Source organism: Streptomyces sp. NPDC054047, assembly GCF_055585065.1.
Window position 1 is genome coordinate 96,936 of the sequence record NZ_JBVJKV010000005.1, and the last position, 21,389, is coordinate 118,324.

The window sequence follows — 21,389 nt, forward strand, 5'->3', positions numbered from 1 at the left end:
CTTCCTGGCTCAGACCGTGGCCATGGGGCGGGCGACCAACGACGGGGACACCGGGGCGGCGGCGCGGCGGACGAGCGGCTCGGTGCCGACCGGGCGGGGGCGACGAGCGGCGAGGGCGCGCAGCCCTTCCCGGGCGCAGGCCACCGCGAACGGCAGCACCGACGACCGGGCCGTGTCCGGTACGAGGACGGCGTCCTGCTGCTCCCGGGGACGGTCCGCGTCGAACCGGTCGGGATCGGGGAACACCTCGGGGTCCCGGTGGGCGGCGCCCAGGACCGTCACCACGCGCTCACCGGCCTCGATGTGCTGCCCGCCGAGCTCGCAGGGGGCGTCGGCGACGGCGACGTGCAGCCGGAGGGGAGGGGCCAGGCGCAGGGTCTCCCGCACCACCCGATCGGCGTGGCCCGGCTCCGCCGTCAGCCGGTCCCACAGTTCGGGGGCGCCGTCGCCGGTCGCGGCGCCATGGGTGACGGCGTCGGCCACCAGGTCCGTCGCCATCGGTATGCCGGCCACGGCGATGTCGAACCCGGCGGGGACCAGGGCCCGCAGGGCCGCCAGGCCGTCGACGATCTCCCGGGTGCGGGTCCGGCTCTGCGGATAGAACGGGGCGTCCAGTGCGCCACGGGTCCGCAGGACGGCGGTGTGCAGGGCGCGTTCCGCGGCCTCGTCGAGCCCGCAGGCCCGCGCCAGCGCGCTGACGGCCGCGTCGCGGGCGACGGCGACCAGGTCGGCTCCGTCGGAGGCCGTCCGGTCCAGGGTGTGTTCCCAGGACGGCGCGGCGCGGCGGGCCGCGGCCGCCACGGCGTCGGGCCAGGAGGCGTCGTCGTGGGCGTCGAACAGCGGCAGGCCGCGCAACTCGGGCGCCGTCAGGGCGGCTTGCGCGACCGGATGCCGCGCGGCGACCCAGTCGCCGGTGGCGCTGCGGGACAGCGGCTGTGCGCGCAGGGCGCGCCAGTGGTCCCGGGGGTCGATGTCGAGTCCCCGCAGCAGCGCCGCGTAGGTGTCTCCCTGCGCGGCTGCCAGCCATATGAGGCCCTGCTGCAGTTGCAGCCGACGCCCCAGACCTCGGTCCGTGTGTGACACGTTGGGAATCCTTCCTGTCCAGGGTGGTGGAGGGCGGTACGGCCGCTACCGGAGCGCCGCGGCCGGCGCGAGGCCGGCGTGGAGCCAGTCCATGGCGTCCATCAGGCCGTCGGGGGAGAGCGAAGCGAGCAGCGCGTCGCGGGTGCCGGCTTCGGCACCCTCCGGGTGGTACAGGGCGTGGCCCATCCACCGGGACACCTCCTGGACCCGCGCGGTGCGCTCCCGCCGCAGTGCGGCGAACCGGGCCAGACGCTCCGCGACGTCCGGGCCCGCGGCGTGCGGGGACGCGCCGTCCAGCGTCTCGCCGAGCACCACCGCGTCCTCCAGCGCCATGCAGGCGCCCTGGGCGGCGTACTGAAGCATGGGGTGCGCGGCGTCACCGGTGAGGGCGACCCGCCCGTCGGTCCAGGTGTCGGTGGGCGCACGGTCGCAGAGCACCCAGGTCCGCCAGTCCCGGCCCAGTTCGAGCAGGCGGCGGGCGTCCGGGTGCAGCTCGGGGAAGCCCGCGAGCACCTCGTCCCGGCCGGTCGGGACACCGGACACCGCGTCCCGGGCGCCGTCGTCGCGGGTGATCGCGAGGTTCAGCTTGGTGCCGCCCGCGATCGGGTAGTGCACGAAGTGCCAGCCGGGGCCCGCCCACAGGTTGACGGAGTTCCAGCGCAGCGCAGGAGGCACCTCCTCCATGGCCACGACCGTGCGGTGGATGGTGTGGCCGGAGACCCGCGGCGGGCCGTCGCCCACCATCTGGGCGCGCACTTTGGAGCGCATCCCGTCGGCGCCGATCAGGGCGTCCGCCTCGATGCCGGGGCCGTCGGAGGTCAGGACATCCACCGAGCCGGGGGTGTCGCGGTAGCCGGTCACCGCCACGCCGGGGAGCAGCGTGACGCGGTCGTGGTCGTGGCAGGCACGCAGCAGCGCGGTGTGCAGATCGCCGCGCTGGACCACGGAGTACGGGTTGCCGAACCGCCGTCGGTACGCCTCGCCGAGCGGCAGCGAGACCAGGGCGGCGCCGGAGCGGCCGTCCATGAGCCGCAGGGCGTCGACGTGGACGGCACGGGCGCGTACGGATTCCTCGACGCCGAGCCGCTCCAGGGCGTGGAAGGCGTTGGGCGCCAGCTGGATGCCCGCGCCGAGCTCGACGAACTCGGCGCTGCGTTCGATGACATGGGCGGTGTGGCCGGACCGGGCGACGGCCAGGGCGGCCGCCAGGCCGCCGATCCCGCCGCCCGCTATCGCGATGTTCAGCACTCTTCTTACCTTGTGGCTGGCAGGGACAGGGTCAGGTGGGTGGGTTCGCGGTGGGCCGGCGGGGCCGCCGTGAGCAGCGCGGTGACCGTCTCGCCGAGCACGGCCGCCCCGTCCCGGCTGAGCACCGACTCCGGATGGAACTGCAGAGAGGCGAAGCCGGGGCCGCGCAGGCCGTGCACCTGACCGGTGGCCGGGTCGCGGCTCACCTCGACGGTGCCCCGGACCGCGTCGGAGCCGATCGTGTCCTCGGCGCTGCTCAGGGCGAAGGTGTTGTAGAAGCCGACGACGACCGGCCGTCCGAAGAGGTCGATCTTCTTCTGCACGCCCTGGTTGGGGCGTTCGCGGCGTACGGCGTCGAGCCCGAGCAGGGTGCCGAGCACCTGGTGGCTGAGGCAGACGGCGAGGAAGGGCGTCGACGTATCGAGCAGGTGCCGGATCGTCCCGCGCAGGGAGCGGATTCTGGCGTCGGTGGTGTCGCGGGGGTCGCCGGGACCCGGGCCCATGACCACCAGGTCGTACGCCGTCGTGGCGTACGACGCGTCGAAGCGGCGCACGTCCACCTCGAACCCCAGCGCGCGCAGCAGGTGGGCGATCATCGCGGTGAAGTTGTCCTCGGCGTCGACCACGAGGACGCGCCGGCCACCGGGTGTCCGGGTGAGCGGCCGGTCGTCGTCGGCCGGGGACGAGCTCAGCCAGAAGCGCGCGAGGCTCTCGTTGCGTGCTTCGAGGGCACCGCGGACCAAGGGGTGGCCTGCCAGCGCGGGGGCCACGGACCGCCGGGCGGCCGACGGTTCGGCGATGCCCAGGGCGCGCAGCACACCGCGCGCCTTCGCGTGCGTCTCGGCCACTTCGGATTCGGGGTCGGAGTCGCGCACCAGGGTGGCGCCCACCGTCAGTTCGAGCCGCCCGGCGGTGACCGCCGCGGTCCGCAGCAGGATCGCCGAATCCAGGGACGTACCGCCGTTGATGTCACGGCTGACCAGCGCGGCGACCCCGCTGTAGTAGCCGCGGCCACCGCGTTCGTACGCGTGGATCACCCGGCACGCGCTCTCCAGGGGGCTGCCGACGACCGTGGGCGCGAACATCGTCTCGCGCAGGATCTCGCGCACGTCGCAGGTGGTACGGCCCTTGATGAGGTACTCGGTGTGCGCGAGGGTGGCCATCTCCTTCAGATACGGACCCACGACCCGGCCGCCCTCGGCGCAGATCCAGGCCATCATCTTCAGTTCCTCGTCCACCACCATGTACAGCTCACCGGCCTCCTTGGGGTCGGCGAGGAACCGCATCACGTCGCCGAGCGCGGGGCCCTCGGGCGGATAGCGCAGGGTGCCGCTGATGGGGTTCATCACGGCGGTGCCGTCGAAGAGGCTGACGTGCCGCTCGGGGGTGGCGCCGACGAAGGTGCGGTCCCCGGTGTGCACGACGAACGTCCAGTACGCACCGCGCTCACCGCCGAGCAGCCGACGGAACAGGCTCAGGGCCACCGCGGGGGACCAGTTGGTGATGTCGGCAGTGAAGGAGCGGCTGATGACGAAGTTGGCGCCCGTGCCGTTGCCGATCTCGCGCTCGAGCACCCGGCGCACGATGGAGGCGTACTCCTCGTCGTCGACGTCGAAGTGCGCGTCCGACACGTCGACCGGCACGTCGGGCAGCAGCGCCAGGACGTCGTCCAGGGGGTGGGCGGCCTGTTCGGTCACGGTCAGGGACAGCAGCGGTGCGCCGTCGTCGTGGCAGACGAAGCCGCGCTCGGAGACCTGGCGGTAGGGAACCAGGACGAGCGTCTCGTGGTGGGGTCCGGGCGGGCCCTCATGGGGTGCGGTGAGCGGCAGGTCGGCCAGGCGGGCCACTTCGTCGACGTCGCCGAGCAGCAGCTCCACCCGGTCCCCGACCGCCTCGGGCCGGTGCAGCAGTGCGAAGGCGGGCGCGTCGGGTCCGAGCACGCGTCCCAGGAGGTCGGTGAACCGACGGTCTTCGGGCGCCATCGTGTCAGTCCTGTCCGATGAGTTGGGCGGCGCCCAACTGGCTGAGCAGCGTGTCGGTGGACGCGACGACCGAGCACCGGGACGCGGCGTACTCCAGGGCCATCCGGTGGTGGTCCGCGGAGAAGTCGGCGACGGCGTCCGCCACCAGGAACGTCTCGATGTCGTGGGTGAAGGCCTCGACGGCCGTCATCAGGACGCCGACGTGGGCGTAGACACCGCAGATGATCAACTGATCGCGGCCCGCGCGCCGCAGATGGTCCATCAGGCCGTTGCCGTGGAAGGCGCTGTAGCGCCACTTCGTGAAGACCGTCTCGTCCGCGGCGGGCGCCACCTCGTCGATGACCGCGCGGTGTTCGGGCGTCGTCCGCATGCCCGGACCCCAGAAGTCCTTGAGCAGCCCGCGCTGGTCCTCGGTCATGTCTCCCGGCTGCGCGGTGTAGGAGACCGGGATGTCCAGCGACCGGCACCGCTCCACCAGCTTGCGGGCGTTGCCGACCAGGCTGAGCGCGGGCTCCTCGGCCGCGGGGAAGGGAGCCACGAAGTAGCGCTGCATGTCGTGCACGAGGAGGGCCGCGCGCCGGGGATCGGGCCGCCACGAGGCCGTGTTGGCCGGCAGGACGTCCTGATGGGGCATGGGGTAGGGGGCGATGCCGGGTATGGCCATGAGGGGGTTCTCCTGGGGGTTCGAGGCGGGTGTCTAGCGACCCAGAGCGGCGCCGCCGTCGACGTGGAGGTCGTGCATGGTGATGTGGGCGGCACGGTCGGACAGCAGGAACGCGACGGCGTCGGCGATGTCGCCGGGGGTGGCGAACTTGCCGAGCGGGATGCCGACCCGGTACTCCGACAGCACGCCGTCCAGGGAGTGGGCGGGCCCGGACTCGTCCTCCCACAGGGAGCGGAGCATGGGCGTGTCGGTCGAGCCGGGGCACACGGCGTTGCAGCGGATGCCGTCGCGCGCCAGCTCCAGGCCGAGGTTCTTCGTGAACGCGACGGCCGCGGCCTTCGAGGCCGCGTAGGCGGCCATGTGGACCCGTGGCACGACGGCGGCGTTGGAGGCCACCGTGACGATGGAGCCCCGGCGCCCGTGCCGCTTCATGCGGCGGGCCACGGCGGTGGAGACCCGGAAGACACCGGCGGTGTTGACCGCGAAGGTCTGCTCCCAGTCCTCCTCGGTGAGCGAGAGCGCCGGCGCGGCACGCAGCACGCCCGCGGTGTTGACGAGCTGGTCGATCGGGCCCAGCCGCTCCTCCACGGTGGCGATCACGGCCTCCACCCGGGCTGCGGAGGTGACGTCCGCGGGGAACCCGGTCACGGACAGGCCCTTGTCCCCGGCGGTCCGCTCCAGTTCTTCGAGGGCCGCCGTGTCGAGGTCCACCGCGGCGACCGAGGCACCGGCCTCGGCGAGCGCGTGCACGACCGCCCGTCCGATGCCGCCGGTGGCCCCCGTCACCAGCGTGACCTTGCCGGCGTGCTCCGTGCCGGCGTGCTCCGTGCCGGCGTGCTCCGTGCCGGCGTGCCCCGTGCCGGGGCGCTCCCTGAGGGTGTGCTCCTTGCCCTTCAACAGCGTTTCTCCTTGGGTCGCTCGGGGTGGATCAGGCGTGCCAGGCGAGTGCCAGGTGGCGGGCCTGCGTCAGATTGAGCCGGGGGTCGCACAGCGTCGTGTAGGGGAGCCCCGGCAGGTCGTCGGGCGCCCAGACGCACTCGGCGACCGGCTGGGCGGTCGCCTCCAGGTGCAGGCCGCCCGCGACACCGCGCTCGGCGAGCACCACGTCCTGGAAGGCCTCGGCCTCGTCGATGAGCGCGGCCACGATCCGCGTCTTGCGCCCGTCCGCCGCGCGCACGGTGTTGCCGTGCATGGGGTCGCACAGCCAGATCACCGGATGCCCCGCGGCGCGGACCGCCCGCACCAGCTCCGGAAGCCGGTCGCGGACCCGGGCGGTGCCCATCCGGGTGATCAGGGTCAGCCGGCCGGGGGTGCGGCCGGGGTCCAACGCGGCGCACAGCGCCAGCAGTTCGCCGGTCGTCATGGAGGGGCCGACCTTGCAGGCCACGGGGTTGACGACCCGGGACAGCAGATGGACATGGGCGCCGTCCAGCTGCCGGGTGCGCTCCCCGATCCACGGCAGGTGGGTGGACGCCAGCAGCAGTCCGCCGTCGTCCAGCCTGCGCAGCAGCGGCCGTTCGTAGTCGAGCAGCAGCGCCTCGTGGCTGGTCCACACGGCGGAGGCGGCGTCCGCCGCCGGTCCGCGGCCCTGTGCCGCCACGGCCGACTGGACGGTGCGGGACAGGTCGTAGCCCGTCAGGAGCCGCCGGGGGTCGGGCTCCCGGGCGACCTGATCGGCCTCGGGCGCGTTCACCATGGGGCCCCGGTAGGCGGGCAGTTCCAGGCCCCCGACCCGGTCGACGGGCTGGGAGCGCGGCTTGGCGAACTGGCCGGCGAGACGCCCGATCCGCAGCACCTCGCGTCCGGTGCCCTCGCGCATCACCCCGGCGAGCTCGTCGAGCAGGCGCAGGGTGCGCCGGACGCCGGGCGTGGTGCACTCGGCCGGGTCCTCGGCGCAGTCGCCCGCCTGGAGGATGCGCCGGTCACCGGTGACCACCTCGCCGAGGAGTGCGAGCAGCCGGGCCGTGTCCTCGGCGGTGACGAGGCCGGGGCGGTCGCGCAGGTTCGCGCGGACCCGGTCGAGCAGCCATCGGTCACGCCAGACGGGCTGCTGTTCCGCGGCCAGGGGTGGGGGGACCTCTTCCACGTTCGCGGCGTGGACTGTGGCCGTATCTCGCCCCACGTAGCTCCCCCTTTTTGAATATGCAGAACGTCCGATCCGGTGCTCCGAATTCGGGCTTCGAATTAAGTCGCCGCCGAATTGGTGACGGGCACTTTCGGCAATGCGACACGCAATGGATCTGCAACATATGCAGATGCCGTGGGCTTCGTCAAGCGATCATTGGCGGGCGCAGAGTGCCTGTACAGACACGGTTTTAATGCGGTTGCGCGCATCTTTCAAAGCGTGTGCGGTTACATGCACCGCTTTGCTTTTGCTTGACTCGACCATTGATGGATCAAGGCTTTACAGTCGCCGCCGAAAAGGATTAGGTTGACGTCGCTCTGCCGTATTGGCGGCCCGTTTTCCATTTCATTTCCAGGGGGAGTACATGCAGAAGGGCACGCACCTGCTCGTCACGGGGGGCGCGGGTTTCATCGGCTCCCACTACGTCCGTACGCTGCTGCGCGGCGCGGACACGGACGTGCGCACGGTCACGGTCCTGGACAAGCTCACCTACGCGGGCAACCTCGCCAATCTGGCCGACCTGGCCGACGACGAGCGGCTGCGCTTCCGGCAGGGCGACATCTGCGACCCCGGTGTCCTCGACGCGCTGCTGCCCGGCGTGGACACGGTGGTGCACTTCGCCGCCGAGTCCCACGTCGACCGCTCGATCGAGGACAGCGGCGCATTCCTGCGCACCAACGTCCTGGGCACCCAGAGCCTGCTGGACGCCTCGCTCCGGCACGGCGTACGCACCTTCGTGCACATCTCCACGGACGAGGTGTACGGGTCGATCGAGCACGGGTCCTGGGACGAGAACCGCCCCCTGCGGCCGAACTCCCCCTACTCCGCGTCGAAGGCATCGGCCGACCTCCTGGCGCTGGCCTGCCACCGCACCCACGGCCTCGACGTCCGCATCACCCGCTGCTCGAACAACTACGGCCCGATGCAGCACCCGGAGAAGGTCGTCCCCCTCTTCGTCACCCGCCTCCTCGACGGGCTGTCCGTACCGCTGTACGGCGACGGCGGCAACGTCCGCGACTGGCTGCACGTCGAGGACCACTGCCGCGGCATCGAACTGGTGCGCCGCACGGGCCGTCCCGGAGAGGTCTACAACATCGGCGGCGGCACGGAACTCACCAACCGGCAGCTGACCGAACGGCTGCTCCTGGCCACCGGCCGCGACGGGTCGTCCGTACGCCCCGTGCCCGACCGCAAGGGCCACGACCTGCGCTACTCGGTCGACTGCCGCAAGGCGCGGGAGGAGCTCGGCTACCGGCCGCTGCACGACCTCGACTCCGGGCTGGCCGCCACCGTGAGCTGGTACCGGGACAACCGCGACTGGTGGCGCCCGCTCGGCACCGACCCGCTGCCCCGCACCGCGCCGCCCGTCGCCCTGGCCACCACCGCCCACTGACCGCTGATCGCCCCTAGGCAAGGAAACCCATCGCGATGCGCGGAATACTGCTGGCCGGCGGCTCGGGCACCCGGCTGCTGCCCCTGACCACGATCAACTCCAAGCAGCTGCTGCCCGTCTACGACAAGCCGCTGGTGTACTACCCGCTGTCGGTGCTGATGCTCGCCGGGATGCGGGAGATCCTCGTCATCACCAACAGCCTCCACATCGAGTCCTTCCGCTCCCTGCTGGGCGACGGCAGCGACCTCGGCCTCGATCTGCGGTACGCCGTCCAGGACGAGCCGCGGGGCATCGCCGAAGCCCTGCTGATCGGCCGGGAGTTCGCGGGCGACGAGGACGTCTGCCTGATCCTGGGCGACAACATCTTCTACGGGCAGGGCCTGCCCGCCGCGCTGCACAGGGCCGCGGAGACCGTCGACGGCTGCACGGTCTTCGGCTACCCGGTCTCCGACCCCGAGCGCTTCGGCGTCGCCGTGCTCGACGAGGACGGCGAGCTCGTCGACATCGTGGAGAAGCCCGCCGATCCGCCGTCCAACATCGCCGTGACCGGGCTGTACATGTACAGCAACGACGCCCTGCCCTACGCCGAGAAGATCTCGCCGTCCGCCCGGGGCGAGCTGGAGATCTCCGACGTCAACCGGCTGCTCGTCCAGGAGGGCCGCGGCCGGATCGTCCAACTCGGCCGCGGCAACGCCTGGCTCGACGCCGGCACCCACGACAGCCTCCTGGAGGCCAGCCAGTACGTGCAGGTCCTGCAGAAACGGCAGGGCATGCAGATCGCCTGCCTGGAGGAGACCGCGTTCCGCATGGGGTACATCGGCATGGACCAGCTCAGCGAACTCGCCGAGCGGTTCTCCTCCGGCTCGATGTACGGCAGGCACGTGCGATCTCTGGTCCAGGCCTGATCCCCCGGCACCTCGCCACCGGAAGCCCGGACTCCCGACAGGACGCACGGAGCAACGGGCCATCGACACAGGAGACATCTATGGAGAGCGCTGCTGGTGCTCCGCGCAACCACCCCCGTCTGGATTCCCTCACCGGCGCGCGCTTCGTCGCCGCGGGCCTCGTGTTTCTGTGCCACATCGCGACCGGAGGCCTCTTCGCCGCCGGGACGGGACCGGCCGACGGACTGATGACGGCCACCAAGACCGCCGGAACCATCGGCGTCTCGTTCTTCTTCGTCCTCAGCGGCTACGTGCTGACCTGGTCGGCCCGCCCGGGCGAGACCTACGGCAGCCTGCTGCGCCGCCGCCTGGTGAAGATCCTCCCCAACCACGCGGTGACCTTCGCCCTGGCGATGGTCGTGTACGCCGCGGCCGCCACCCCGCTGGGCACGGCCCTGCTCAACCTGCTGCTGCTCCAGTCCTGGTCGTCCGACCCCGCGGTGTTCCTGAGCGTCAACGGCGCGAGCTGGTCGCTCTCCTGCGAACTGCTCTTCTACGCGCTGTTCCCGGTGCTGCTCCCGCTGGTCGGCCGGATCCGCGCCGCACGGCTGTGGTGGTGGGCGGCCGGTGCCGCCGCGGCGGTCATGGTGCTCCCCCTCGTGGCGATGGGCTTGCTGCCGCGGTCCCCCGCCTTCCCCGCGGTGGGTTCGTGGCTGGACGGCGTGTCCATCGAGGGCCTGTGGTTCGTCTACATCTTTCCGCTGACCCGGCTCCTCGAATTCGTGCTCGGCATGCTGATGGCGCGCATCGTGCTCAGCGGACGGTGGATCGGTCTGAGCCCCGTCCTGGCCGCGCTGCTGACCGCCGTCGCGTACGTCGCGGGGATCTACACGCCCATGCTGTTCACCGCCGCGGCCGTGACCGTCGTTCCGCTGGCGCTGCTCACCGCCGCCCTCGCGGCCACCGACGCGGGCGGCGGCCGTACGGTCCTCGCCGGGCCGGTGACGCGTCGCCTCGGGGAGGCGTCGTTCGCGTTCTACCTCGTCCACGGCATCGTCCTGGCCTACGCGGGAGAACAGGTGGCGGCCGCGGGCCGGCCGCTGACGACGCTGGAGAGCGTGCTGCTCTCGCTGCTCGCCCTCGCCGTGAGCCTGGGGCTCGCGCTGGCCATGTACCACTGGATCGAGACGCCCGCGATGCGCCTCTGGGGCCGCTCCCGGCACCGGAAGGCCGCCGCACCGGCCGATGCCGCGGCGCTCCCCGAGCCGGCACCGGGCCGCGCGGACGAGAGCGCGTCGCCCGCGTGAACCGAGCCGCGCCGCTCCTCTCCTCCACCCCTGCCTCTCCTCTTGCCTCTGCCCTTGCGACTGAGGCTCCGACTCCCCTCCGACACCGAGACGAGGTCTCTTCCTTGCGCATCCTCTTCGTCACCGGTGGCAGCCCGGCCACCGTCTACGCACTCACCCCGCTGGCGACGTCCGCCCGCAACGCCGGGCACGAGGTCCTCGTCGCCTCCAACAAGGAGACGATGGAGGCGATCGCCGGAGCCGGGCTCCCCGGCGTCTGCGTCTCCGACGTCCCGATCCGGCACCTCATCACCACCGACCGCGCGGGCGACCCCGTCCCGAAGTCCGACGACCCGGACGAGCAGATGCGGTCCATCGGCCACGCCTTCGGCCGGATGGCGGCGCTCTACCAGGAGCCCCTGTACGAACTGGCCCGGTCCTGGCGCCCCGATCTGATCGTCGGCGGCACCCTCACCTACTCGGCCGCGGTCCTCGCCGCCCGCATCGGCGTGCCCTACGTACGGCAGTCCTGGGACTCCGGCGAGCCGCAGGTCGTCGACGTGGCCGCCGAGATCGAGATGCGGCCGGAACTCGACGCACTGGGCCTGGGCGGCATCCCCGACTCCGCCCTGTGGATCGACGTCTGTCCGCCGAGCGTCCGGGACCCCGAGGCCCCGCAGGGGACCTCCATGCTCTGGGTCCCCTGCAACCTCCAGCCCCAGCTCGAACCGTGGATGTACACGAAGGGCTCCGCGCCCCGGATCGCCATCACCGCCGGCACGAAGACCGCCCCCGGCTACTTCTTCGACTACCTGGTCCAACTCGTCGACAAACTCCGGCCCTTGGACGCCGAGCTGCTGGTCAGCGCGCCGCCCGCGGTCGCCGGTGAACTCAGCCGGGCGACGGGCACGAAGGTCGGCTGGCTGCCCTTCGACACGGTGGCCCGCAGCTGCGACCTGCTCGTCCACCACGCGGGCGGCGGCACGGCGCTGACCGGCATGGTCTACGGCATCCCTCAGCTGCTCGTCCCCAACATGCCCAAGCTGATCGCCCCTTCGGAGCGCCTCGCCGCCTACGGCGCGGCCCGCTCGATCCTGCCGGGCGACGACACCCCGGACGCGGTGGCGACGGCGGCGGAGGATCTGCTGACGAAGGAGACCTACCGCGAGCGCGCCCGGTCGCTGGCGGTCGAGGCCAACGCCATGCCCGCCCCCGCCGAGGTCCTGAACCTGATCGAGAAGTTGGTCTGAACTCGTGTTCTACCACGTGTGTTTCGTCGTACCGGACATCGAACAGGCGATGAGCGACCTCACCGAGAGCGTCGGCGCGCAGTGGTCCGGCATCCTGGAGGACTCCCTCGGGGAGTGGGACTACCGGCTCGCGTTCACCCGCGGCGGCCCGCCGTACATCGAACTCGTCCAGGGACCCCCGGGAAGCCCCTGGGACTCCTCCCTGGGAGCCCGCTGCCACCACCTCGGTTACTGGACCGAGGACGTGACCCGCAGCTCCGCCCGGCTGTCCGACGCGGGCTTCACCCAGGAGTTCAGCGCCTGCCCGTTCGGGCGCCCGTACGCCTACCACAAGGTGCGCAGCCTCGGCATCGACCTGGAACTGATGGACGTATCGCGGCAGCGGAAGTTCGTCGCGTCCTGGGACCCCGGGGCCCCGCAGATGCCCGTCTTCGACGCGGTGTCCGACACGTGACTCCCCCCGTCGCAGTGCCAGTTCAGCCGTACGAATGGAGCGGAGACCGAATGCGCAGCGAGAATCCCGACGTCCTGGTGGTCGGCGGCAGCACGGTGGGGCTGTGCACGGCCCTGTTCCTGTCCCGGGCCGGGATACGCACCCTGGTCGTCGAGCGGCGCCAGGCCCCGCCGGAGCACCCGCGCGCCATGGGGATCGGCCCGCGCACCGTGGAGATCCTGCGCGCGGCCGGGATCGCCGACGCGGTGGACGCCCAGTGCGTGGACATGACCGGCGACGACCTCCAGATGTTCGCCACGCCCACCCTCGCCGAGGCCGACCTGGACGCCCTGTCCCGGCAGGCACCGCCCCGCGGGGACGCCTTCGGCCGGCTGACACCGCAGACCCTGCGCGGCACGTGCCCCCAGGGACGCCTCGACCAGGTGGTCGCCGACGAGGCCCGCGCGGCGGGCGCACGCGTCGAGTTCGGCACCGAGCTCCTGGACTTCGTGCAGGACGACGACGGAGTCACCGCACGGGTCGCGGGCCCCGACGGTGTCCGCGAGATCCGGGCCCGCTACCTGGTGGCCGCCGACGGCGCCCGCAGCGGCGTACGGGAGCGGCTCTCCATCGCCACCAGCGGCCCCGGCACGCTCGGCGACCCCCTGATCAGCGTGCTCTTCCGCGCCGACCTGACGGAGCTGACGCACGGCCACACGTTCGTCGTCTGCGACATCACCACCCCGAAGGCCCCCGGCGGGCTGCTGCCGGTCGACGGCAGGACGGAGTGGATCTACCACTTCCGCTATGCGCCCGAATCCGGCCAGAAGGCCGAGGACTTCACCCCGCAGAAGTGCGCCGAACGGATCAGGGAGGCCATCGGCCCCGCCGCCGACGTGCGGCCCGATGTGGTGAGCATCCTGCCCTGGCAGGTACGCGGACTGGTCGCCGACCGCTTCCGCTGCGGCCGGGTGTTCCTCGCCGGGGACGCGGCCCACGTCATCCCGCCGGTCGGTGCCTTCGGCATGAACACCGGGGTGGCCGACGCCCACAACCTCGCGTGGAAACTCGCCCACGTGCTGGACGGCACCGCGGGCGAGGCGCTCCTGGACACCTACGAGGCCGAGCGGCTGCCGGTGGCGAGGACCGCGCTGGAGCAGTCGATGCTGCGTCTGGAGGATCCCTCCCTGCACTGGGCGTCCGGGCAGGAAGGCCGCGAGCGCCGGGCCGGCGCCGGGGCGCTCAACGCCCCGGTGGTCCACCTCGGTTACCGCTACGACTCCGCGGCCGTGCTCGACGCGCACCCCGAGCTGCCCTCCGGCGAGGACGTCGAGCGGGACCTGGACGGATCCCCCGGCTCCCGGCTCCCGCACCACTGGCTGCCCCGGGGACACGGCCGGGTCTCCACACTCGACCTGATCGACCACCGGTTCACCCTCCTCACCGGCGCACGCGGGCAGGAGTGGCTCGACGCCCTGGGCAAGGCGGCGGCCCGGATCGGCGTGCCGGTGGACGGGCACCGCGTCGAGGAAGGCGAGGGCGCCGCGGACGGGACGGGCACCCCCTGGACCACCCAGGTCGGGATCGAGGACTCCGGCGCCCTGCTGGTGCGCCCCGACGGCTTCGTCGCCTGGCGTGCCCGGAGCGTCGACGACGCGCCCGCAATCCGGCTCGGACAAGCCCTGGCCGCGCTCGTCGCCCGCCCGGCACAGCCCTCCTGAGGCACACCCGCCCCACCACCTGGCCCACCACCCGATCCATCAGCCGATCCATCACTCGAAACCGACTCACATGGGGGAGACGACCGTGGCAGCGGACATCGCACCGCGCACCGCTCTGGTAACCGGCGGCAGCAGGGGAATCGGCCGGGCCGTCGCCGAACGGCTGGGCCGCTCGGGCGCCGTGGTGGCCATCCACTACGGACACGACACCGCCGCGGCGGACGAGGCCGTGGCCGCGGTGCGCGCCGCGGGCGGACAGGCCTTCCCGGTGCGCGCCGACCTGACCGAGGAGGCCGCGTTCGACGCGCTGGCCGCGGGCGTCGAGCAGGGCCTGGTCGAGCACACGGGCTCTGCTGGGCTCGACGTCCTGGTCAACAACGCGGGCGTCGGATGCCGCGCCGACATCACCACCCTCACCGGTGCGGACATCGACCGGGTCTTCGCGATCAACGTGAAGGCTCCCGTGTTCGTGGTCCAGCGGCTCCTGCCGCTGCTGCGCGACGGCGGGCGGATCGTCAACGTCTCCTCCGTCGCCAACCGGATCGCCCACCCGCACGTGCTGGCCTACGCCATGAGCAAGGGCGCCCTGGAGGCGTTCAGCCGCTCGCTCGCGGCGCAGCTCGGCCCCCGCGGCATCACGGTCAACACCGTCGCGCCGGGCCTGATCGAGACGGACTTCCACCGCGCCCGGCTGCGCGCCCACCCCGAGGACGCCGCCGAGGCGGCGGCGCTCACCGCGTTCGGACGGCTGGGACAGCCGCAGGACGTCGCGGACGCCGTCGCCTTCCTCGCCTCGGAAGAGGCGCGGTGGATCACCGGAGAGCGTGTGGAGACCACCGGGGGCGCCTATCTGTGAGATCCCTCCGGTCCCGCTGTGAACCGCCGTTGCACGTCAGAAAGGCCTGGTCTTGCTCCTCAACGACATCTACCTCACATCCCTCGGCGTCCGTCTGGGACGGCGCCTCGACCTCGAAGAGGCCGTGGCCGACGGGCGTTACGCCTCCGCCGAGCACGTCGCCAACGCCCTCCTGGGGGTGACAGTGTCGGACGACGTGTTCGCCCCCGACCTGGCCGTGGACGCGGCCCGTGTGGCACTCGAACGCGCCGGGACCGATCTGGCCCCCGAGGACGTACGGCTGCTGCTGCACGCCAGCGCGTACTTCCAGGGCCAGGACATGTGGACGCCTGCCTCCTACATCCAGCACCACACCATCGGGGGCAACGCACCGGCCGTCGAGATCGACCAGAAGTCGAACGGGGGCATGGCCGCGCTGTCGCTCGCGGCCGGGTTCCTCGCGGGCTGCGACGACGACGCCGCCGTCCTGGTCACCACCGGCGAGCGGTTCTGTCTGCCGGGGTTCGACCGGTTCCGCACCGAGAGCGGCACGGTCATGGCCGACGGGGGCACGGCCCTCGTGCTCGGCCGGACCCCCGGCTTCGCCCGGGTCGTCTCCTGCGTCCTCACGTCGGACTCGTCGCTGGAGCACATGTACCGGGGCCGCGGGCTCAAGGACGCACCGGCCTCCGGCGACAAACCCCTCAACATGCGGGCCCGCAAGACGGACTTCATGCGCAAGAACCTCAACGACCTGGAGTCGATCTCCCTGCAGATCGCCGGGGGCATCGGTGACTGCCTCCAGCAGGCGCTCGACGAGGCGAAGACCGACGTCGCCGACGTACGGCGCTTCGTCATGCCGCACAACGGCCAGACCGTGCGCTGGTGGAACATGCTCGCCGACATGGGCGTCGGACAGGAGCGCACCACCTGGGAGTTCGGGCGCCAGGTCAGCCACCTCGGGTCGGGCGACCAGTGCGCCGGGCTCGAACACCTCCTCACCACCGGCCAGTTGGAGCCCGGCGACCGTGTGGTGCTCGCCGGTACCGGATACGGCTTCAACTGGGGCGCCGCGGTCATCGAGATCCTGCACCTGCCCTCCTGGGCCACCGCCGCCGACGGGGACCGGGCCGCGTCGGCTCCCGTACCCCAGAAGTGAAGAGGAGCTGACCGCCATGCCCTTTCCGCCCCTCGTGCGGCCCGTTGCCGAGCTGTCCGACAGCGAAGTCCGCCGCCACGCACACCAGTTGATCCTGTCCGGCCACGGCGCACCGGGCCAGCGACGGCTCGCCGCCGGCAGAGTGCTGGTCATCGGCGCCGACGAGATCGGAGCGCCGCTCATCGCCCATCTCGCCGACTCGGGCGTCGGTTTCATCGGCGTCTCCGACGGATCACCGCTCAACCCCTGGGACCGCTACCTCGGCATTCCGGGCGAGGAGCCGACCGACCGGGCGTCCGCCTGGACCAGGGCCCTGCGGCGCACCCATCCCTCCGTGCGGACGGCCGTCGAGGGCCGGTTCGACGTGACCTCGGCACGGGAACTGGTCGAGGGTTACGACCTGGTGGTGTGCGCGGGCGAGGACCAGGCCAGGTGCCGGCTCGTCGACGACGTCTGCGCCCAGGCCGGCATCCCCTTCGTGTGGGGCTCCATGGACGCCACCGGCGGTCGCGCCGCCGTCTTCTGGGACCCGCACGGGCCCGGCTTCCGGGACCTGTACCCCGAGCCCCCCGCCCCCTACTTCCGCGGTATGGCCGGGACGCTGAAGGTGGTGGGGGCCTGGCTCGCCGTGACGCTGGCCACCGAGACCGTCAAACTGCTCACCGGCGCGGGCGAGCCCCTGGTCGGCCGCGTGATGAAGTACGACGCGATGGCCGCCACCTGTGTGACCGTGCCGCTGCGGCCGGACGCCCGCACCCGGCGGCCGGACGAACTCACGGCCGCCGAGCCCTTCTTCGGCCTGCTCTCCCCGGAGGCGGCACAGGCCGCACGGGAGTCCACCGTGTCGGCGGAGGAACTCAAGGCCCTGCTCGACGGGGGCGAGCCGGTCACTCTGGTCGATGTCCGTGAGCCGGACGAGTACGCCTTCGCCCATCTGCCCGGCTCGGTGCTCATCCCGCAGGGGGAGTTCCTGCGCGGTGACGCCGCCGACCGGCTGCCCAGGGACCGCAGGACCGTGTTGCTGTGCCGGGCGGGCATCCGCTCGGCGGAGGTGCTCGCGGTGGTCAAGAGGAGCGGCCACCCGGAGGCGGTCCATCTGGGCGGCGGCATCCTGGCCTGGGCCGAGCGGATCGACACCGCCATGCCCTCCTACTGATCCGCCCGCACCCCCGGCACGACTACTCTCCGTGCAGATTTCCGTGCCGGACGGACCCCCGACAGGCAACTCCCGGACCCGCGGCGAAATGCGGGGTCCGAAATTCTGTATTCCCGGATCTGGCCGTGTGTGAAGACCGTGCGTGAAGAATGCATTCGCATTCTATCGGCATCACCGATAACAGCGGCGTGCCCGCCTGTCCCGTGACAGGCGGGCACATGTCGTAGCGGCCCTTTCAGCGCACCGGAACGCAGCGCCCCGCCTCGGTGCGATAGGTCCACCGCGCGCCGTCGCGGGCGAGCCGGGCGACCGCGGCCACCAGCCGGTCGACGTGCTCGACGGGGGTGCCGGCGCCGAAGCTCGCCCGCACGGCGTTCACCGGCCGCTCGCCCGGCGCCAGCGGCTCCGGGGCGCCGCACTCGTCCGGCTGGTCGGGGGCGTTGCCGAGCAGGGCGCGGACCAGCGGGTGGGCGCAGAACATGCCGTCACGCACCCCGATCCCGTGCTCGGCGGAGAGCGCCGACGCCAGGTGCGAACTGTTCCAGCCCTCGACCACGAAGCTGACGACACCGACCCGCGGAGCGCAATCGCCCAGCAGCGACAACACCTTGACCTGCGGTATCGCCGCCAAACCGGCCAGGGTCCGCCGCAGCAGCGCTTCCTCGCGCGCCACCAGCGATGCGAAACCCTGCGACCGGAGCGCGCGGCAGGCGGAGGCCAGCGCGTAGGCGCCGACGACGTTCGGCGACCCGGCCTCGTGCCGCGCGGAGCCGTGCTGCCACTCGACGCAGAACCCGTCGCCGCCGCGCACGACCCGCCTGCTCGCCCCGCCCCCGGCCAGATACGGCTCGGCTTCGCGCAGCCAGTCCGCGCGCCCGGCCAGCACACCCGTTCCGAACGGCGCGTACATCTTGTGCCCGGAGAACGCGACGTAGTCCACGCCCAGTTCGCCGATGTCGACCGGGCGGTGCGGCACGAGCTGGGCGGCGTCCAGGACGACCCGCGCCCCGGCCGCGTGCGCCACCTCGGTGATCTCCGCGACCGGCCACAGCTCGCCCGTGACGTTGGAGGCGCCGGTGACACAGACGAGGCCGGGCCGCTCCGGGTCGTGGCCCGCCAGGGCCTCGGCCACGATCTCGACCGCCTCGTGGCGGGTGCCGGGCGCCCTCAGCAGGGTCAACTCCGTGTCGCGCCACGGCAGCAGGGCGGCGTGGTGCTCCGTCTCGAAGACGTACACCTTGGTCCCCGCGGGCAGCACCGCGGCCATCATGTTGAGCGAGTCGGTGGTCGACCGGGTGAAGACGACCTCGTCATCGGCCCGGCATCCGAGGAACTCCCGGACGGTCTCCCGGCTCTGCTCGAACAGGTCGGTGGACAGCTGCGAGAGATAGCCCGCGCCGCGGTGCACGCTGCCGTAGTACGGCACGTACGAGGCCACGTCGTTCCACACGGAGGCGAGGACCGGGGAGCTGGCCGCGTAGTCGAGGGCGGCATAGGGCACTTCGCCCCCGGTGACGAGCGGCACCGTCACATCGGCGCCCAGCACGGGCAGCGGGTCACCGAGTTCCACCTCGGTGGTCGGCAAGGACGGCTGAACAGACATGTCGCACTCCTGGTAGGTGAACAGAGACGGCCCGTGCGGGCCCAGAGGGCAAAGCGGTGGGGGAGGTGGGCGGTCAGGGCAGCGGCACCCGCTCGGTGTCCTCCAGGAGCCGATGCGTGCGCGCGGCCACGACACCGGCCTCGAAGCGGCTGCTCACCCCGAGACGGCGCAGCAGCACGGACACCATGCGGCGCAGTGTGCGGTCGGAGACCCGCAGCTCACGGGCGACGTCGGGGTCCTGGCGGCCCTTCGCCCACAGCCTGAGGATGACCAACTGCTGCTCGCTCAGGGGCGCCGGGCCCCCACCGGGCGGGGCGCCGGGCGCCGACATCTCCTCGTGCGGGGTCTCCGCCGCCGGCTTGCACAGGTCGCGTGCGTCGTCCCAGCAGAACTCGAACATCCGGGCAAGGAGCTGGAGCAGGGCGGGCTGGCGCACCAGCAGCGTCGTGTCCGGCGGGCAGACCAGCGCGAACGTCTCGTCCACCATGATCAGGCGGAACGGCAGCAACGGCGCGACCCGGACGCGTACTCCGCGCCGCGCGAGACGGTCCAGGTAGGAGGCGGCCCGCTCGCTGTGCAGCAAAGAACTCTGGTGGATCGTGCGGACCTCGACGCCGTCCTCGGGCCCGTATCGGTCGTTGCCGAGCCAGTCCGCGATCAGGTGCCGGGCCACGGCGGACGGCTGGATGACACGGATCCGGTGCCGGGCCATCGTGGCCACGGAGTCGAGCAGGGCGCGCACCCGGCCCGGGTCGTCGATCTCCTCGACGCCCGCGACGGCCGTGGCCGCCGTGCCCGGGGCCCCGCTGTGGTGCAGGGCGATGGCGGACAGCTGCAACTGCAGGGAATGGGTGACCTCACCGGCCTCCACCAAGGCCCGCTGCTGCCTTCCTATCAGTTCCGACAGCGTTTCCAGGGTGGAGTTCTCTCCATTTGTATTTGCCTGCAGGAGCACTTAATTAATCCTTTCCCCCGCCTGTCCTTTTCCGGTCACGACCGTTGCTGGTCACTAAAGGGTCTACACGGTTCTGCGCTTATCTGGCAAGATTGCAACCGTTGTTGGAGAAAGCATTGGTCCTGCTTTTCGGCATTACTGCACGTAGTCGTCGAGCCCGCCTCGGCAGGAAGGAGAAGCGATACCGGTGAAGGACAAAGGCTCCGTCATGGACGACCGGCCCGCCGACGCGGAACGGGACGCCCTGCGCTTCTGGCAGCAGATGGCGCTCGCCGCCGCTCCCGACGGCGCCCCCCGGCCCCAGGGGATGGCCGTCCCCGCCGAACTGCGCGCCGCACTGGCCCTTTTCGAGGCGTCCGCCGAGGGGTCCCTCAACGGCGGCCCCTCCGTGCCGTCGGCCGGCGCCCTCTACCCGTACGAGCACTACGTGGTCACCGGCGGCCCCGCGGGCCCCGCGGTGTTCTCCGTGGACGTCACCCGGCGCAGCTGCCGGCTGCTGCACCGCGGCGAGCAGGTGGCCAAGGCGCTGGACGGCGGCGGGCTCACCCTGCCGGGACCGGACGCCTTCCTGGTGCTGATCGCGGTCCGCCCGTGGCTGTCCATACGCAAGTACGACGACCGGGGCTACCTCTACGCCCAGTTGGACGCCGCACACCTGGGCACCCACCTGCTGTGCCTGGCGGAGCGCAGCCACCGCCGTGCGCAGTGGCTCACCCGCGCGGCGACCGGACCCCTCAGCGGCCTGCTGCGCCTGGGCGACAACCACGTCTTCCCGCACAGCGTCCTGCTGGCGGCCGACCCCGTCACCGAACACGAGCGCTCGCCGGGCACTTGGACCTGTACGGACTGGCGGAGCGTGCCCCCGGTGCACCGTCTCGCGGACGGCTCCGAAGGACGATGTTGGCGGGGCCTGGTGTCCCACCTCCAGCAGCCGCCGGCCCAGTCCACCGCCGCGCGCCCGCGCCCCCTGCTGACCGGTCCGGGCGGAGCGGACCCGGGCGTCCCCGCGCTCCACTCGGCCCTTGCGGACCTCACCGCCTGGCGGCGCTCCGCGAAGGACTTCGGCGACGCCGACCTGCCGGCCGACCGGGTGCGGGAGGCGCTCGCCGTCCTCGGCACCCCGCTGACGACCGACCTGTCCCCCTCCGACGGCTTCGGCGCCACCCTCATCGCCCGCCGGGTCACCGGGCTCGCCCCGGGCGCGTACCCGATCCACGCCACCGGTGACATCGCCGTCGAGCCCGCCGGGACCACCGAGGCGACCGGCGACGACATCGTGCGGATCTGCATGGGGCAGGAGCAACTGCGCCACACCGGCGCGGCCGTCGTCTTCCACGCCCGCCACCAGGACATCTTCCGGCTCGGCATGCGCGGCGTCGACGAGGCCCTGCTGCGCGCGGGCAGCCTGGCCCACCTGCTGTACCTCGGCGCCACCGGAACCGGCATCGCCGTCACCACCATCGGCGGCTTCGACGCCGGACGCTGGCACACTCTGGCGGGCCTGGCGGACGAGGACGAGGTCCTCTACGTCGCGATGCTCGGCACCCCCGGCACCTCCGCCGTCAAGATCGACCGCCTGCAGCCCGCCCACGCCCACGGGCAGCGGTGACGC

The 21,389-nt window shown here is 72.4% G+C and carries 18 protein-coding genes; 10 read left to right on the forward strand and 8 right to left on the reverse strand.

Features of this window, described 5'->3' with window-relative positions; all coding sequences use genetic code 11:
• Positions 1-9 precede the first annotated feature (9 nt).
• Genes ACZ6ZP_RS20170 through ACZ6ZP_RS20195 form a run of 6 tightly spaced genes read right to left on the reverse strand, consistent with a single transcriptional unit; the run spans position 10 to position 7,063 of the window.
• Positions 10-1,083, reverse strand: a complete 1,074-nt coding sequence (locus ACZ6ZP_RS20170; RefSeq protein ID WP_469407744.1) for a cytochrome P450 — start codon at positions 1,081-1,083, stop codon at positions 10-12.
• Positions 1,084-1,128: 45 nt separating this feature from the next.
• Entirely contained in the window at positions 1,129-2,331 is a 1,203-nt protein-coding gene (locus ACZ6ZP_RS20175) for an FAD-dependent monooxygenase (RefSeq protein ID WP_351169049.1), read from the reverse strand.
• A gap of 5 nt (positions 2,332-2,336) precedes the next feature.
• Positions 2,337-4,313 (reverse strand): anthranilate synthase family protein, encoded by a 1,977-nt coding sequence (locus ACZ6ZP_RS20180; RefSeq protein WP_469407746.1) that lies wholly within the window; start codon positions 4,311-4,313, stop codon positions 2,337-2,339.
• Between the two features lie 4 nt (positions 4,314-4,317).
• Positions 4,318-4,977, reverse strand: a complete 660-nt coding sequence (locus tag ACZ6ZP_RS20185; RefSeq protein WP_469407747.1) for an isochorismatase family protein — start codon at positions 4,975-4,977, stop codon at positions 4,318-4,320.
• Between the two features lie 33 nt (positions 4,978-5,010).
• The gene (locus tag ACZ6ZP_RS20190) at positions 5,011-5,874 is read right to left on the reverse strand and encodes a 2,3-dihydro-2,3-dihydroxybenzoate dehydrogenase (protein WP_469407749.1); all 864 of its coding nucleotides are present in this window, start codon (positions 5,872-5,874) and stop codon (positions 5,011-5,013) included.
• Positions 5,875-5,905: 31 nt separating this feature from the next.
• Positions 5,906-7,063 (reverse strand): 3-deoxy-7-phosphoheptulonate synthase, encoded by a 1,158-nt coding sequence (locus ACZ6ZP_RS20195; RefSeq protein ID WP_469407751.1) that lies wholly within the window; start codon positions 7,061-7,063, stop codon positions 5,906-5,908.
• A 403-nt stretch (positions 7,064-7,466) separates the two neighbouring features.
• Here ACZ6ZP_RS20195 and rfbB point away from each other — a divergent pair, with 403 nt between their 5' ends.
• The 9 genes from rfbB (at position 7,467) to ACZ6ZP_RS20240 (ending at position 17,219) form a co-directional block, all read left to right on the forward strand.
• Entirely contained in the window at positions 7,467-8,495 is a 1,029-nt protein-coding gene (rfbB, locus tag ACZ6ZP_RS20200) for a dTDP-glucose 4,6-dehydratase (protein WP_351169034.1), read from the forward strand.
• Between the two features lie 35 nt (positions 8,496-8,530).
• On the forward strand, positions 8,531-9,400 hold the full coding sequence (rfbA, locus tag ACZ6ZP_RS20205) for a glucose-1-phosphate thymidylyltransferase RfbA (RefSeq protein ID WP_351169031.1): 870 nt from the start codon (positions 8,531-8,533) through the stop codon (positions 9,398-9,400).
• Positions 9,401-9,480: 80 nt separating this feature from the next.
• Complete coding sequence (locus ACZ6ZP_RS20210; protein ID WP_469407753.1) at positions 9,481-10,686, forward strand: acyltransferase family protein; 1,206 nt, start codon at positions 9,481-9,483, stop codon at positions 10,684-10,686.
• Positions 10,687-10,790: 104 nt separating this feature from the next.
• Positions 10,791-11,915, forward strand: a complete 1,125-nt coding sequence (locus ACZ6ZP_RS20215) for a glycosyltransferase (RefSeq protein WP_469407754.1) — start codon at positions 10,791-10,793, stop codon at positions 11,913-11,915.
• Between the two features lie 4 nt (positions 11,916-11,919).
• On the forward strand, positions 11,920-12,369 hold the full coding sequence (locus tag ACZ6ZP_RS20220) for a VOC family protein (RefSeq protein WP_361466594.1): 450 nt from the start codon (positions 11,920-11,922) through the stop codon (positions 12,367-12,369).
• Between the two features lie 50 nt (positions 12,370-12,419).
• Positions 12,420-14,069, forward strand: a complete 1,650-nt coding sequence (locus ACZ6ZP_RS20225) for an FAD-dependent monooxygenase (RefSeq protein WP_469407755.1) — start codon at positions 12,420-12,422, stop codon at positions 14,067-14,069.
• An 85-nt stretch (positions 14,070-14,154) separates the two neighbouring features.
• The gene (locus ACZ6ZP_RS20230; protein WP_351169016.1) at positions 14,155-14,925 is read left to right on the forward strand and encodes an SDR family NAD(P)-dependent oxidoreductase; all 771 of its coding nucleotides are present in this window, start codon (positions 14,155-14,157) and stop codon (positions 14,923-14,925) included.
• Positions 14,926-14,977: 52 nt separating this feature from the next.
• The gene (locus ACZ6ZP_RS20235) at positions 14,978-16,063 is read left to right on the forward strand and encodes a ketoacyl-ACP synthase III family protein (RefSeq protein WP_383815664.1); all 1,086 of its coding nucleotides are present in this window, start codon (positions 14,978-14,980) and stop codon (positions 16,061-16,063) included.
• 16 nt (positions 16,064-16,079) lie between these two features.
• The gene (locus ACZ6ZP_RS20240; RefSeq protein ID WP_399975578.1) at positions 16,080-17,219 is read left to right on the forward strand and encodes a ThiF family adenylyltransferase; all 1,140 of its coding nucleotides are present in this window, start codon (positions 16,080-16,082) and stop codon (positions 17,217-17,219) included.
• Between the two features lie 235 nt (positions 17,220-17,454).
• Here ACZ6ZP_RS20240 and ACZ6ZP_RS20245 read toward each other — a convergent pair whose 3' ends face one another.
• Both ACZ6ZP_RS20245 and ACZ6ZP_RS20250 read right to left on the reverse strand, forming a co-directional pair.
• Entirely contained in the window at positions 17,455-18,822 is a 1,368-nt protein-coding gene (locus ACZ6ZP_RS20245) for an aminotransferase class V-fold PLP-dependent enzyme (RefSeq protein WP_361466581.1), read from the reverse strand.
• Between the two features lie 73 nt (positions 18,823-18,895).
• Positions 18,896-19,693 carry a helix-turn-helix transcriptional regulator gene (locus ACZ6ZP_RS20250; RefSeq protein WP_469407952.1) on the reverse strand — a complete coding sequence of 266 codons (798 nt, stop codon included), beginning with the start codon at positions 19,691-19,693 and terminating at the stop codon, positions 18,896-18,898.
• A gap of 271 nt (positions 19,694-19,964) precedes the next feature.
• On the opposite strand from ACZ6ZP_RS20250, the gene ACZ6ZP_RS20255 reads away from it, so the two are divergent.
• On the forward strand, positions 19,965-21,386 hold the full coding sequence (locus ACZ6ZP_RS20255; RefSeq protein ID WP_351169004.1) for a nitroreductase family protein: 1,422 nt from the start codon (positions 19,965-19,967) through the stop codon (positions 21,384-21,386).
• The last annotated feature ends 3 nt before the right edge of the window (positions 21,387-21,389 follow it).